Annotated in this window: 11 protein-coding genes; 5 read left to right on the forward strand and 6 right to left on the reverse strand. The window is 59.9% G+C overall.

The window, feature by feature from the left end; translation table 11 throughout:
• Positions 1-119: 119 nt before the first annotated feature.
• The 5 genes from BGO89_05055 to BGO89_05075 form a co-directional block, all read right to left on the reverse strand.
• Positions 120-2,039, reverse strand: coding sequence for a molecular chaperone DnaK (locus tag BGO89_05055; GenBank protein OJX60935.1), 1,920 nt, complete (start codon positions 2,037-2,039; stop codon positions 120-122).
• Positions 2,040-2,151: 112 nt separating this feature from the next.
• On the reverse strand, positions 2,152-2,592 hold the full coding sequence (locus BGO89_05060) for a hypothetical protein (protein ID OJX60936.1): 441 nt from the start codon (positions 2,590-2,592) through the stop codon (positions 2,152-2,154).
• A 346-nt stretch (positions 2,593-2,938) separates the two neighbouring features.
• On the reverse strand, positions 2,939-4,606 hold the full coding sequence (locus BGO89_05065) for a hypothetical protein (protein ID OJX60937.1): 1,668 nt from the start codon (positions 4,604-4,606) through the stop codon (positions 2,939-2,941).
• Between the two features lie 138 nt (positions 4,607-4,744).
• Positions 4,745-5,206 (reverse strand): hypothetical protein, encoded by a 462-nt coding sequence (locus BGO89_05070; protein ID OJX60938.1) that lies wholly within the window; start codon positions 5,204-5,206, stop codon positions 4,745-4,747.
• On the reverse strand, positions 5,203-6,141 hold the full coding sequence (locus BGO89_05075) for a hypothetical protein (GenBank protein ID OJX60939.1): 939 nt from the start codon (positions 6,139-6,141) through the stop codon (positions 5,203-5,205). The genes BGO89_05070 and BGO89_05075 overlap by 4 nt, the downstream gene beginning before the upstream one ends.
• 142 nt (positions 6,142-6,283) lie before the next feature.
• Here BGO89_05075 and BGO89_05080 point away from each other — a divergent pair, with 142 nt between their 5' ends.
• A complete protein-coding gene (locus BGO89_05080; protein ID OJX60940.1) occupies positions 6,284-7,741 on the forward strand; it encodes a catalase in 1,458 nt (485 codons plus the stop codon).
• A 15-nt stretch (positions 7,742-7,756) separates the two neighbouring features.
• Here BGO89_05080 and BGO89_05085 read toward each other — a convergent pair whose 3' ends face one another.
• The gene (locus BGO89_05085) at positions 7,757-8,686 is read right to left on the reverse strand and encodes a tellurium resistance protein TerC (GenBank protein OJX60941.1); all 930 of its coding nucleotides are present in this window, start codon (positions 8,684-8,686) and stop codon (positions 7,757-7,759) included.
• Positions 8,687-8,839: 153 nt separating this feature from the next.
• Between BGO89_05085 and BGO89_05090 the strand changes: the two genes are divergently transcribed.
• The 4 genes from BGO89_05090 to BGO89_05105 all read left to right on the forward strand — a co-directional run bounded on the left by BGO89_05090 (position 8,840) and on the right by BGO89_05105 (position 15,443).
• The gene (locus tag BGO89_05090; protein OJX60942.1) at positions 8,840-11,650 is read left to right on the forward strand and encodes a DNA polymerase I; all 2,811 of its coding nucleotides are present in this window, start codon (positions 8,840-8,842) and stop codon (positions 11,648-11,650) included.
• A 117-nt stretch (positions 11,651-11,767) separates the two neighbouring features.
• Complete coding sequence (locus BGO89_05095; protein OJX60943.1) at positions 11,768-13,249, forward strand: undecaprenyl-diphosphatase UppP; 1,482 nt, start codon at positions 11,768-11,770, stop codon at positions 13,247-13,249.
• A 191-nt stretch (positions 13,250-13,440) separates the two neighbouring features.
• Complete coding sequence (locus tag BGO89_05100; GenBank protein OJX60980.1) at positions 13,441-13,887, forward strand: peptidylprolyl isomerase; 447 nt, start codon at positions 13,441-13,443, stop codon at positions 13,885-13,887.
• Between the two features lie 74 nt (positions 13,888-13,961).
• Positions 13,962-15,443, forward strand: a complete 1,482-nt coding sequence (locus tag BGO89_05105) for a hypothetical protein (protein OJX60944.1) — start codon at positions 13,962-13,964, stop codon at positions 15,441-15,443.
• Positions 15,444-15,454 lie beyond the last annotated feature (11 nt).

Raw genomic sequence — 15,454 nt, forward strand, 5'->3', positions numbered from 1 at the left:
ACGATGTTCCTACTATGGACAGCGCCGTCATACGCCATGACGACGGCCGAAAAAAGGCGAAGGCGAACCGTCTCACCAGGGAGACGATTCGCCTTCGTTGCGATGGGAACGACGTCGGTTTACTTTTCTTCGTCGACGATGGTATAGTCCGCATCTTCGACCTTGCCGTCACCAGTGGAACCGCTGCCAGCGGAGCCGGTACCTGCATCCGATGCATCACCGGCAGTGGAGCCCGAAGCTCCCGCATCCTGATACATCTTCGTCGAAGCTTCGCTCCAGAGCTGATTCAGGGCATCCATTGCGGGACGGACGTCGGCCGTGTTGTTCTTCACGGCATCGGAGAGACGATCCTTCGCCTTCGTGATGCGATCCTTCGTATCGGCATCGAGCTTCTCGTCGAATTCCTTCAGTTGCTTTTCCGTGGAGTAGACGAGGTTGTCGGCCTGGTTCTTCAGTTCGATCTCTTCCTTGCGCTTCTTGTCTTCGGCGGCGTGGTCCTGTGCCTGACGCTTCATGCCTTCCACTTCTTCCTTGGACAGGCCGCTCGACGACGTGATGCGGATGGACTGTTCCTTGTTCGTGGCCTTGTCCTTGGCGCTTACGCTCAGGATACCGTTGGCATCGATGTCGAACGTCACTTCGACCTGCGGAATGCCGCGCGGTGCCGGCGGAATGCCGTCGAGGTGGAACTTGCCGAGCGAGCGGTTGTCCGAAGCCATCGGGCGTTCGCCTTGCAGGATGTGGATTTCCACGCTGGGCTGGTTGTCCGAAGCCGTCGAGAACGTCTCCGTCTTGCGATGGGGAATCGTCGTATTGGACGGAATCATCGGCGTCATCACACCACCCATCGTTTCGATGCCGAGCGACAGCGGCGTCACGTCGAGCAGGAGGACGTCCTTGACGTCGCCTGCGAGAACGCCACCCTGGATCGCAGCACCGACGGCCACGACTTCATCGGGGTTCACACCCTTGGAGGGATCCTTGCCGAAGAAGTTGCGTACGATTTCCTGGATCTTGGGAATACGCGTGGAGCCACCGACGAGAATCACTTCGTCGATCTGCGACGGCGTGATCTTCGCATCCTTCAGTGCCTGCTCGCAGGGGCGCAGCGAACGGTCGAACAGATCGGCGCAGAGCGATTCGAACTTCGCACGCGTGATGTTCACATTCAGGTGCTTCGGGCCGTCCTGCGTCGCCGTGATGAAGGGCAGGTTGACGTCCGTCTGCAGCATCTGCGACAGTTCGATCTTGGCCTTTTCGGCCGCTTCGCGCAGACGTTGCAGGGCCATCGGGTCCTTGCGCAGATCGATGCTTTCCTGCTTGAGGAATTCGTCGGCAAGGAAGTCGATGAGGCGCTGGTCGAAGTTGTCGCCACCGAGGTGCGTATCGCCGTTGGTCGACTTCACTTCGAAGACGCCGTCACCGATTTCGAGCACCGAGATGTCGAACGTACCGCCACCGAGGTCATAGACGGCAACGGTCTGGTTCGCGCCCTTCTTGTCGAGACCATAGGCGAGCGCCGCCGCCGTAGGTTCGTTGATGATGCGTCGTACCGTGAGGCCCGCGATCTCGCCGGCATCCTTCGTGGCCTGACGCTGTGCATCGTTGAAGTATGCAGGTACCGTGATGACGGCTTCCGTCACCTTCTGACCGAGGTAGTCCTCGGCCGTCTGCTTCATCTTCTGGAGAATCATCGCCGATACTTCAGGCGGCGAGTAGAGACGTCCGTCGATCTCGACACGAGCCGAGTTGTTGTCTCCGGCTACGACGGCATAGGGGACGCTCTTGGCTTCTTCGCTCACTTCGCCCATGGTGCGACCCATGAAACGCTTGACCGAATAGACCGTGTTCCTGGGATTGGTGACGGACTGGCGCTTGGCAGCCTGTCCGACCAGACGCTCTCCGGACTTCGTGAAGCCCACGATGGACGGAGTCGTCCGCATGCCTTCGCTGTTGGCGATCACCACCGGTGTGGTGCCTTCCATCACGGCTACGCACGAGTTGGTGGTGCCGAGGTCAATTCCGATGATTTTTCCCATCGCTCGATGTTCCTTTCGTTAGAATGGCCCCCGGCCAGGCCGGGGGCTGAGTGTGTTCCGTCGTTGTGTCCTGGGGCGACAACTCCGCCCGCATGCAGTGCTGCGGCGAACCTTAGCTGATGCTGATTTCCTGCTCCTTGGGAGCGGTCGGTTCGGCCTTCGGAATGGTGAGCGTAAGGACACCGTTCTCGAAGGAAGCCGTCACCGCATCCTTCTGCAGATTGTCCGGCAGTGCAAAGCTACGCGTAAAACTGCCATAGCTGCGTTCGAGCCGTACATGATTTCCGTCCTTGTGGGTTTCCGCATGCTTCTTCTCTCCGCGGATCGTCAGCACGTTGCCTTCACCGATGGTGATCTTGACGTCTTCCTTGCTGACACCCGGCAATTCGGCCTGTACCGTGAGAGCCGTCGCATCGTCGGAGATATCCACGCGAGGCGTGAAGTCGCCGACTTCCAGACGGACACCGCCACGGTTGATATCCTCGAATACTTCGTTGACACGTCGCATGACGTGATCCAGGCCCCGAAACGGGGCGACGTTGACGATACCCATTGTCGATCTCCTGGGATGATGATGATAGAACATGACCGTTACCTTACCGATTGTGTATTGCAAGTGTTCGCTCGTGAAAAGGTTCTCTGAAGAACCGTGCCAAACCGGAATTCATGCCAGAATGGCGGCTTTCTCGAACATCATGCAGACAGAATGGCAGGTTTTGGTGACAGAATGCTTGTCTGCCCGGGTAAAGCACCGATGATGGGGGTAAGGTCGATCGAGAACGGCCTGGAGTCCTCGACATGAACGGTCGGGCAGGATCGAAACGGAAAACCCCGATCGGCGGCGAACGGGGTTCGTACTGTACGTTGATGCAGGTGGGGCGTCGCGGGGGCCGGGTCGACTATTGTCCCATTGCCCGTGCCACGATGCGATCCACACCGGCACCTTTCAGGCCGTTCGTGACGCCGATGATCTTCCCTTCGGGATTCACGACGATGATCTTCGGCAATGTGGCCACTTCGAAGAGTTCGGCAGGAGGACTCTTCCATACACCGGGCAGATGGACATGTTGCCAGGGCATTTCGGGTCCGTTCTTCCGGAAGTTCCTGACGGCCTGCGGATCGCTGTCGAGCGAGATGCTGACGATCTGGAACTGGGGACCTTCGAATTGACGGTAGAGCTTCAGCAGGGAATCGCGCTCCTCGACGCAGGGGCCGCACCATGTGGCCCAGAGATCGATGAGGACGAACTTGCCTTTCAGCGACGAGCCCGTGATGGACTGCTTGGGTTGCTCGAAGTCCGGGAAGGTGAAGGCCGGAAGGGATTTGCCGACGACGATCTCCGTACGCGGTACGTAGGAGAGTCGTGCACTCGTGGTGAAATGGTTGTAGGGGTGGTTCTCCACAAGTTGTCGGAAGAAGGTGACCTGCCTGAGCGTGTCGTGGTGGTCGGCGGCATGCCCGACCAGGAAGTACAGGGCTGCCGGACGGACGTCGACGGCCATGTTCTGTGTCGCCACGCGCTCGAGGTAGGCCCGCGTGTCGGCATTGCCGCCCGAGGCCTTGAGCAACGTGCCCAGGGCGGTCGGATAGGCCGACCATGCGATCGAGGAAGGAGGGATGGAGGTAGCGAAACCGATGGCCTTGCCCACCTGCTGCTGGTCAAGGCTGCCCGACAGTTCCACGTAGGAGAGCATCCGCAGCGTCATCAGTTCGCGCTGGAAGTCGTCCGTCTGTTTCGCATAGGCCTCGACGTCGGCGTCGAGCAGGGTATTCAGCGAGTCGTGGAGTTTGGCGTGTTCCTCGTATCCCGTCCCGGCGGCGATGAAGGCGTTCTGGAAATTGTAGATCGTCTTTTCGATGGACATCATCGTGGCCACGAGGTCGCGTTCCCGTGCGTCCATGAGCTTCAGATATCCGGTTCCCTGTGCGATGGGCAGCTTCGAGACGTCGAACGAGACCGTCGTCGTCGGAGCCGTCGTATTGATGACGGAGCGGTAGTCGCCGGCGCTGTCGTATTCGAGCTCGTCGTACTGGATTCCGTTGATGCTGCGCACTTCGTCCGAGCGCGGTCCGGCGCCCTTGCTTTCGTAGATGACGATCTGATAACGCGTCCTCTTCTTCGGCGAGGGGATACTGGCCGAGTAGAGTCCGTTCTGATCGGGGGTCATCAGGATGCCGTTGTCGAACTCGAACCTGTTGAAGTCGCCGATGATCTGGATGGAGTCGACGTGCGTGCCGGACAGATAGGTCTCCAGTACGGCATCCACGGCCAGCGTGGGTTGCCCGTACAGGAAGATGGCATGTCCCACCGGACGATGATGCGGTGCCGTGATGACGATGTAGGCCCTGCCGCGGAACGCCGTCGATATGGTGAAGTTACCCTTGCCATCCACCTGGGCCGATACGTCGGGGCGACCGTCTTCGCTGTCGCATATATGGACGTCGGCCTTGGGGAAGGGGTGTCCCGTAATGCTTTTCACCGTACCGCTCACAAGGGTCGCGTCGCCCGCACGTAACGTCCAGGGCAGGAAAAGGATCAGGAGGATCATGAAGAGTAACGGTTTCATTACCGTACCCTTTCTCAAATTAGGTTGTATCTCTTGCCGTTCCCTATCGTGCCCATACTATCCGGAACGACCTGAGCGGTAAATATATCTACTTACGTACTACTACGCAAAGTCGCGATATCAACAGGGTGGGCGCCCCTACCCCGCGACCCGGCGTGCGCCGACATATCGTTGCCGCCAATATACGTCCGACAGGGATGTGATGATCACGCCTTTCGACGTGCTCGAATGGATGAATCTGTCCTCTCCGACGTAGATGCCTACGTGGGAAATGCGGGAGCCACCGGTGCGGAAGAAGACAAGGTCGCCCGGCTGCAGGCCGGCTTTCTTCACGGCCACGCCGGCAGCGTACTGTTCTTCCGATCTCCGGGGGAGTGCGACGCCGGCACGGCCGAAGCAGAAGGACACGTAACCCGAACAGTCGAAACAGTCGGGAGTGGTACCCGCGGAACAGTAATCGGTCCCGAGAAGATCTTCTGCTTCCTCGAGGACGCGGACGATGACGGGATTCGACGATCGCGACGCGATGCGCGACGTCGAACATGCCGACAGGATCAATCCGAGCAGGAGAATCAGGACGATGGACGAGCGTCGGATCATAGGACAGGCGGTACGATACGGTTCTTCGTGCGTTGGGGGAAGTCCCCGGGCAGACTCCCGACGATCTCCTTGCGGAGACCATCGAGCAGGCGCCGCTTCAGTGCCGATCGATGGCATACGAGGCTGATCTCGCGTGCCGGAGCCGACGGGGCGAAGCGACGAACGAGACGTCGCTGGCGTGCATCGAGCGTATCGAAGGCGAGCTCGGGAACGATCGTGACGCCACCGCAGGTATCGACCATGCGGATGAGCGTTTCGATGCTACCGGCGTCGTAGTGCAGCGAGCCATGCTCCGCACGTTCACGTATCGTGCAGATCTGCGTCATCTGTGAACGCATGCAATGGCCTTCCTCCAGAAGCCACATACGGTCCGTGACGAGGTCCTTCGGACGCACCACCGACTTGTCGCCGCGTACGGCATCCGCCGATGCGTAGGCGAAGAATTCCTCACGGAACAGGGCCTCTTCCCGGAGGGAGGCGTCGTCCAGCGGTGTGGCGAGGATGGCGCCGTCGAGACGGATCGTCTTGAGGCGTTCCACGATCTCCGTCGTTGTGATCTCCGTGAGCGTCAGCCGTACGTTCGGATACCGTTCCAGGAACGAGGGCAGGAAGCGCGGTACGAGGTACGGCGCGAGCGTCGGAATGATGCCGATGCGCAACTCGCCCGAAAACGTTCCGTGCTGTGCGTGCGAGTTCTCCTTCAGCCTGCTGGTTTCGTGCAGGACGACACGGGCCTGGTCGATGACGGCCTTGCCTTCGTCGGTGGCCACCACCGGCGCCCTGCTTCTGTCGAATATCACGATGCCCAGTTCGTGTTCGAGCTTCTGGATCTGCATACTCAGCGTGGGCTGTGTTACGAAACAATGATGCGCTGCATCGGTAAAGCTGTGCCACGTGTCGACGGCGACGATATATTCGAGTTGCGTCAGTGTCATCGTTGCGCTCCGATGGCCGATTCAATGAAAGGGATATCGAGAAAATCGATGGATCGATAGAAAGTATCAATTTTCATGATGGAAAGATAAGGCCGAGTTTGGTCGAAACAATTTCATGTCGATCAATAGAATGGAGTCTGTCATGGCATCGAACAAGCGTCTGATGACGACGGCATCGGGACGTCCGATCGCGGAGAACGAGAATTCGCAGACTGCCGGGCCGCGGGGCCCGGTCCTGCTGCAGGACTACATTCTGCATGAGAAGATGGCCCATTTCAACAGGGAACGCATTCCCGAACGCGTCGTTCACGCCAAGGGCAGCGGCGCCTATGGCACGTTCCGCGTCACGCACGATATCACGTCCTTCACGCGTGCGAAGCTGTTCGGCGCCATCGGGAAGGAGACGCCGGTATTCCTCCGGTTCTCGACCGTCGGTGGCGAGAAGGGTAGTGCCGATACGGAACGCGACCCGCGCGGCTTCGCGGTGAAGTTCTATACCGAGGACGGGAACTGGGACCTCGTGGGCAACAACACGCCGGTATTCTTCGTGAAGGATCCGAAGAAGTTCAGCGACTTCATCCACACGCAGAAGCGCGACCCGCGCACGAATACGAAGAGTCCGACGATGGTATGGGATTTCTGGTCGCTGAATCCCGAGAGCCTGCACCAGGTCCTCATCCTCATGAGCAGTCGCGGCACGCCGTATAGCTACAGGCATATGGACGGATTCAGCAGCCACACGTTCTCGCTGATCAACGACGCGGGTGAACGCACGTGGGTGAAGTTCCACTTCAAGACCATGCAGGGCATCCGCAACTACAACGATGCCGATGCGCGCACGATGCGTGGTACCGATCCCGACTGGGCACAGCGCGACCTCGTCGAGGCGATCGACAGGGGAGACCATCCCCGATGGGCGATGAAGATCCAGATCATGACGCAGGCCCAGGCCAATGCCTTCCCCTGGAATCCGTTCGACATCACGAAGATCTGGCCCCATGCCGACTTCCCGCTGCACGACGTGGGAGTCCTCGAGCTGAATCGTATTCCGGACAACTACTTCGCCGATGTCGAGCAGTCGGCGTTCGCACCGGCGCACGTGGTGGACGGTATCAGCTATTCGCCGGACAAGATGCTGCAGGGACGTCTGCTGTCGTATCCCGATGCACAACGCTACCGCCTCGGTACGAACTACGAACAGATTCCCGTCAATCGCTGTCCGTTCGCGGCCAACCATCAGCGCGATGGTAAGATGCGTGTGGACGGTAACGGTGGAGGATCGCCCAACTACTGGCCGAACAGCAGCGAGGACCTCGTTCAGGATACGCGCCGTCCGGATGCCCCTCTCGCCCTCGATGGAGCGGCCGACTGGTACGACCGTAACGGTCCGGGTGATGACGACCACTATACGCAGCCGGGTATGCTGTGGCGCAACGTGCTGTCGGCGGACGAGCGCGATCAGCTCGTGGGCAACATCGTATCGTCGATGAAGGGTATCGGTGGCCCGCACCGCGATGCCATCGTCAGACGGCAGATCGGACACTTCACGAAGGCGGATGCCGATCTCGGTGCCCGTGTGGCAGCGGGGCTCGGCCTGTAGGAATCGATGACGTCGTTACGTCGTTTCCTCTTCCTTCTTCTGGGGGAAGAGGAGCGACGCCACGATGGAGATGGCGAGCACGCCCACGATGACGCCGAGGGCGATGTCGATGGGCAGCTTGTACCAGTGCTGGATGAACATCTTCACGCCGATGAAGCAGAGGATGACGCTCAGGCCGAACTTCAGGTAGTGGAAGAGATTCATGACGCCGGCGACGGCGAAGAACAGCGAGCGAAGCCCCATGACGGCGAAGACGTTCGACGTGAAGACGATGAACGTATCGTGCGTGACGCCGAGGATGGCCGGAATGGAGTCGATGGCGAAGATCAGGTCCGTGAATTCGATGACGACGAGGACGAGGAACAGCGGCGTGAACCATCGCACGCCGTCTTTCACGATGGAGAACCGTTCCTGATGGTAGTCGGGGGTGATGCGCAGGAAGCGCTTCGACCACCTGACGATGATGTTGTTCTCGAGGTCTTCGGCCTCTTCCTTGTCGAAGGCCATCCGTACGCCGGTGATGACGAGGAAGGCGCCGAACAGATAGAAGATCCAGTCGAACTGATGGATGAGCATCGTTCCAAGCGATATCATCGCCCCGCGCATGACGAGGGCGCCGACGATACCCCAGAACAGGACCTTGTGATGATACTGCGGGGCGACCTTGAAGTATCGAAGTATCAGGATGATGACGAAGATATTGTCGACCGACAGGGACTGTTCGAGCAGATATCCGGCGAAGAATTCCTTGGCTGGCAGAGCCCCACGTGTGAAGTAGATGAAGCCGTTGAACGCCATGGCCAGCGTTACCCAGAAGGCTGTCCAGCCCAGTGCCTCGCTCAGCTTCACCACATGGGGCGTGCGGTTGAAGATTCCCAGGTCGAGAGCGAGCAGGAACAGGACGAGGATGACGAAGCCAGTATAGAGCCAGATATCCGGAATCATAGGCAGGGGTGATATTGTGAACGACAAACATACGGGGATTCTCTGCATTCATATACGAGTGTATCGGGAGGCATGTCCGTGTACGTCCCCCTGGGTATCTTGCCGGTCCCCGAACAGGGCCCAACTTTTTTTGAATCGTCTGGATAGTTCCCGATGCCCGGTCCCCTGATCCTCATCGACGGCATGTCGCTGGTGTTCCGCGCCTATCACGCGTTGCAGCGCACCGGCATGAAGTCCTCGTCCGGAGAGCCGACCTTCGCCGTCTTCGCCTTCGCCAACATTCTGACGTCGCTGCTCGACAAGCACAGCCCCGATGCCATCGCCGTGATATTCGATACGAAGGAGCCTACCTTCCGTCACCAGATGTACGACCAGTACAAGGCGAACCGCGATGCCTTCCCCGAAGACCTCGTTCCCCAGCTCGACCGCATCAAACGTCTGATCACCCTCATGGGCCTGCAGCAGGTCGAACTGCCGGGATACGAGGCCGACGATATCGTCGGGACGATCGCCTGCCGCGAATCGGCCGACGGCCATGAAGTCCTGTGCGTGACCTCCGACAAGGACTATTTCCAGCTCGTCACGGACAAGGTCAAGATCCTGCGTCCGGGCAAGGACGTCGCCATCTACGATACGTACGATGCCGTACGCGTGAAGGAGAAGTTCGGCGTCTATCCGGAACATGTCATCGACGTGCTGGCCCTTACCGGCGATGCATCCGACAACGTACCGGGTGTGAAGGGGATCGGCGAGAAGACGGCCATTCCCCTCGTGGAGAAGTTCGGTTCCGTCGAGGCCATCTACGAACGTCTCGACGAAGTGGAGAGGGAATCGACGAAGAAGAAGCTCGCCGACAGCCGTGACAATGCCTTCCTCAGCAAGAAGCTCGTCACCATCCATACCGACGTTCCCATCGACGCCAAGCGCATCGCTCTCGTGCGCCAGCCGGTGGATTTCGCGGCGATCGATGCCTTCTGCGCCGAACTGGGCTTCCATACGCTGCGCAGCCGGTTCCGCAAGGCGGCTCTCGCAGCCGGCGTGGATCTGCTCGAGGATGCCGCAGATGCACTTGCCGACGAAGCGTCGAGGCTGAGCGACGAAGTCATGCATACGGTCAAGGACACTCCGCACGACTATATTCTCGTCCGGACCCATGACGAGGTCGAGGCGATGATGAAGGAGATCGCCACGGCGACGACGGTCTGCTTCGATCTCGAAACGACGTCGCTCGATGCCATGTCCTGCGGTGTGGTAGGTGTCGCCCTGTCGATCGAACCGGGCAAGGCCTACTATATCGCGGTGGATGATCCCACGGATGCGGCGCCGGAGTCGTTGTTCGTCGACGATTCGCAGCGGAAGGGCCTGCACGTCTCCGACGTCTTCGCCCGCCTGAAGCCCATGCTCGAAAGCCCGAACGTCGGCAAGGTGGGACAGAACCTCAAGTACGACGCGCTCATCATGCGGCGTCACGACATCGTCGTCCAGCCTATCGAATTCGACACGATGCTCGCGAGCTACGTGCTGAATCCCGACATGCAGCACGGTATGGATGCCCTGGCGCAGCACTGGATGGCATACCGTCCCATTCCCATCACCGATCTCATCGGCGAGAAGAAGGGGCAGCAACTGTCCATGCGTGACATCGATCCCGAACGCGTCGCCGAGTACGCGGGCGAGGATGCCGACGTCACGCTCAAGCTGATGCACATCCTGAAGCCGAAGCTCGAAGAGGAAGGTCTCATGGATCTCGCGCGGAACATCGAGTTCCGCACGGAAGAGACGCTCGTGACGATGGAGTACAACGGCATCGCCATCGATACGACAGCATTGAAGGACCTGGCCACGTTCATGCGCGACGAGGCCGTGCGTCTCGAGCGCGAGATATGGAACGAAGCCGGCATGGAGTTCAACATCGCTTCGGGCAAGCAGCTCGGCGACGTCCTGTTCGACAAGCTCATGCTGCCTGCGGGCAAGAAGACGAAGACCGGATACTCTACCGATGCGTCGGTATTGAGCGAACTGGCCGAGACGTTCCCGATCGCGCAGATGATCCTCGACTACCGTCAGGTGGAGAAGCTCCGCTCGACCTACGTGGAATCGCTGCCCCGTCTGATCAATGCACGCACGGGACGCGTACACACGACCTACAACCAGACGGTGGCCGCGACCGGCCGTCTGTCGTCCACCGACCCCAACCTCCAGAACATTCCCGTACGCAGCGAACTCGGTCAGCAGATCCGCAAGGCCTTCGTGCCGCAGCACGAGAACGCCGTGATCATGAGCGCCGACTATTCCCAGATCGAACTGCGCATCATGGCGGCCATCGCCCGCGATCCCAACCTGATGGCCGCCTTCACCTCCGGCGACGACATCCATTCGGCCACGGCCGCCATCCTCTACGACGTACCCATCGGCGCCGTGACGTCCGATCATCGCCGCACGGCCAAGACCGTCAACTTCGGCATCATGTACGGCCTCGGTGCCTTCGGTCTGGCCCAGCGCCTCGGCATCAGCCGCACGGAAGGACAGGCCATCATCGACAACTACTTCGCCAAGTACGCGGGCATCAAGCGGTACATCGACGATACCATCGCCGCCACGCGGGAGAAGGGCTATGCCACCACGCTCATGGGACGCAGGAGATACTTCCCTGCGATCAACAGCAGCAACCGCGGTCTGCGTACGGCAGCCGAGCGCGCGTCCATCAACATGCCCATCCAGGGCACTGCGGCGGACATGATGAAGCTCGCCATGATCCGTGTGCACGACCGCATGAAGCGCGAAGGTCTGCGTTCGCTCCTGATGCTCCAGGTGCATGACGAACTCGTGTTCGAGGCCTATCGTGACGAGCTGGATGTCCTGCGCATCCTCGTCAAGGAAGAGATGGAAGCCGCACTTCCGCTCGACGGCGTGCCCGTCATCGTGGAAACCGGTGAAGGCGCATCGTGGTACGAGGCGCATTGACGGACGTCGACGACGGGCCGGAACCCGTTCCGGCCTGTCGTCCCATGTCTCGCCCTTTTCGGATATTTGCACCGTACTCGCTTCCGCGAGCAGGCATCCGCAACCCGCGACCAATCCATGACCGTATTCACAGCTCTCATCCTCGGAATCATCCAGGGACTTACGGAATTCATTCCCATTTCGAGCACGGCCCATCTCACGATCGCCGCCTCGATGCTGGGAGCCGTGGACCCGAATCATCCCGAGCGGTGGACGGCCTTCATGGCCACGATACAGTTGGGAACGCTCGCCGCCGTGCTGTTCTACTTCGCAGCCGATATCCGCAACATGGTGATGGCCTTCTTCCGGGAGAACCTCGGCAGTGGCCGCAGGCCCTTCCGTGAACAGAGTGTCGATGCGCGCCTGGCGTGGATCGTCGTTCTCGGTACGATTCCCATCGTCGTCGTCGGACTCGCCTTCAAGGACTTCATCGAAGGGGCCTTCACGAAGGACCTCACCGTGATCGGCAGCAGTCTGATCGGTGTGGCCGTCCTGCTCTGGCTCGCCGACCGGCGTGCATCGTTCAGGCGGACGACGGCGGACATGAATCTCGTCGACGCCCTCGTGATCGGCTGTGCCCAGGTCTTCGCCCTCATTCCGGGGTCGTCCCGCAGCGGTACGACGATCCTTGCGGGGCTCCTGCGCGGGCTCTCCCGGGAAAGTGCCGCCCGGTTTTCGTTTTTACTGTCCATTCCTGCAATTTTGGGTGCCGGCGTGCTGGAATTCCTGCACGAGCTGAAGCATCTGTCCTGGGGTCAGGGCGGTATCGAATTACTGGTAGCTACGATAGCGTCGGGTATCACCGGGTACTGGTCCATCGCATTCCTGATTTCCTATTTGCGCCGACGCAGCATGAACGTATTCGTGATGTACAGAATCGCCCTCGGTATCATCGTCCTTCTCTTCCTGACGTCCTGCAGCTCCTCGTCCGATCAGCGTCCTGCCGACGTCGTTCCGGAGATGAAGGCGCCGCCGACGAGGCTGACGGATACGACGCCGCAGCCGGCCGTCGTCCAGGACACGGCCGAGATCACGCAGCGCGTCACGATGATCACGAGCGAAGGCACGATCGTACTCGGACTGTACGGCAAGGACGCACCGCATACCGTACGCAACTTCGTAGGTCTCGTGCGCAGGAAGTTCTACGACGGCATCCTCTTCCATCGGGTCTCGAAGGGCTTCATCGTCCAGGCCGGCGATCCGAAGACGCGCGATGCCTCGGTACGCGCGGAGTGGGGAAGGGGCGGGCAGACCGCCGACGGCAAGCCACTCAAGGAAGAGCTCGACCAGGTGCTGCCTTCGGCACGGATCGGCTATCAGCCCGGTGTACTCGCCATGGCACGCAAGCAGGCTGCGGGAACGGGAACCAGCCAGTTCTTCATCTGTCTCGAAAAAGCGTCGGTATTACCCTATCAGTTCACGATCTTCGGACGCGTCCTCGAAGGGATGAATGTCGTGGAAGCCATCGGTGCCGTGGATGTCGAGCCCGGGCCGCTCGGCGAGACGGACGGCATTCCACGAAAGCCTATCGTGATACGTTCCATGAAACTCAGCGAATGACGTCGACACTCGCCCACAACGGAGGTTCCATGACGGTGAAATTTCTTCCATCCCTTGCCATTGCGCTGTTCTGCATGGCAATGTTCCTTACTGTGACTATGAACGCACAAACGACGGACAAGACGACCGAGAAGACTGCCGGACCCCAGTACGTCATTACGGTGAAGCAGTCGGGCCGCGAACTGGGCAAGATGGTTCTGCAACTGTGGCCGGATGTGGCTCCCAAGCACTGTGCCTTCTTCGAAGCGCGCGTCGCCGAAGGATGGTACGATGGGTCGGCCTTCCATCGTGTGATTCCGAACTTCATGATCCAGGGCGGCGATCCCAATTCCAAGAATGCGGCGCGCGACGCATGGGGAACGGGTGGCTGGCCGGAAAAGGTCGCCGCGGAATTCTCCTCGAAGAAGCATTCGCGTGGCGTGGTATCCGCAGCACGTACGAACGATCCGAACAGCTTCGGTGGACAGTTCTTCATCTGCGTCGGTGATGCATCCTGGCTCGACGGCCAGTACACGGCCTTCGGTGAGATCCTCAGCGGCATGGAAGTCGCGGACGCCATCGTTGCCGCACCGCGCGATGCGCGGGACAATCCGTTGGAAAAGGTCGAAATGACGATTCAAAAGAAGAGTGAAAAATGATCGAACCCACGTGGTTCCGTTATCTTAAACGGGCAATCATCGCAGGGATAGTCGTTACGGGGTTGCCGGCCGCCATGCACGCAGGGGTGGCCGATACGTCGTCCCTGCCGCAGAATCTCGGTCCCTCCGTCAACAGTGTCTATGACGACATCCTGCCCGTCATCGCACCGGATGGCAAGACCCTGTATTTCTGTCGTAGTCTATCGCCGGAAAACATCGGTGGCGGCCGCCAGGATATCTGGTATGCCGAGCTGCTGCCCGACGGTACATGGGGCAGGGCGAAGAATATCGGTACGCCGCTGAACAATCGCGACAACAACTATCTCTGTTCGATCACGCCCGATGGCAATACCATCATCGTCGGGGATGGCTACAGCGACGCCAAGAACCGTCAGCGCAGCATCGCGATCTCGAAGCGTACGGCCGACGGCTGGAGCGTACCGCGCGCCGTCAACATCCGGAACTTCTACAACAACAACCGCTTCGGTGAATACTCGCTCTCGAACGACGGCAAGACGATGATCCTGGCCGTGGAACGGAGCGATTCCAGGGGGGGGAAGGATCTCTACGTCTCGTTCCGGGAAGACGACACGACATGGACCGAACCGCAGAACCTGGGCCCCGTCGTGAACTCGGTAGGACACGAGGCCACACCCTTCATCGCATCGGATAACACATCCCTCTACTTCGCTTCAGACGGCCACGGTGGATACGGTGCATTCGACGTCTTCGTGACACGACGCCTCGATTCCACATGGACGAACTGGAGCGAGCCGGAGAACCTCGGAGCGACGATCAACACGAGCGGATGGGACCTGTACTATACGATTCCCGCGAACGGCGAGTTCGCCTACTACGTATCGTACAACAGTTCGTTCGGCGCGGGAGACATCTTCCGCGTCCGCCTTCCCGAGAAGGTCCGTCCCCGTCCCGTCGTTCTCGTCTATGGCCGGGTGCTGAACAAGAAGACCAACGAGCCGATCGAAACGGACATCTTCTATGAAATCCTCCCGCAGGGTACGGAGGCGGGGCTCGCCCGCTCCACGCCCACGACGGGTGAGTACAAGATCGTCCTGCCTGCCGGCAAATCGTACGGCTTCCGCGCCTCGGCGCCGAATTTCCTGTCGGTGAACGACAACCTCGACCTCACGCAACTGAAGGAATACACGGAGATCCGTCGCGACCTGTATCTCGTACCGATCGAAGCCGGTACGTCGGTACAGCTCAATAACATCTTCTTCGACTACGCCAAGGCATCGCTGCGGTCGGAGTCCTATCCGGAACTCAACCGCGTGGCCAAGCTGCTCGTGGAGAATCCGGGCATGGTCATCGAAGTCGGTGGTCATACGGACGATCGTGGTGGCGACGACTACAACCAGAAGCTGTCGCTCGCCCGCGCGCAGTCCGTTGCGGACTACGTCGTGAAGCGTGGCAACATCGATCCGTCCCGCACGGTCGCCGTCGGCTACGGCGAGGCGAAGCCGGTCGCAACGAATACGACGGACGATGGACGACAGAAGAACCGTCGTGTGGAAGTGGTCATCCTCAAGCAATAGTAACGATGCAT

This window comes from Candidatus Kapaibacterium thiocyanatum (genome assembly GCA_001899175.1).
Taxonomy (GTDB): Bacteria; Bacteroidota; Ignavibacteria; order Kapaibacteriales; family Kapaibacteriaceae; genus Kapaibacterium; species Kapaibacterium thiocyanatum.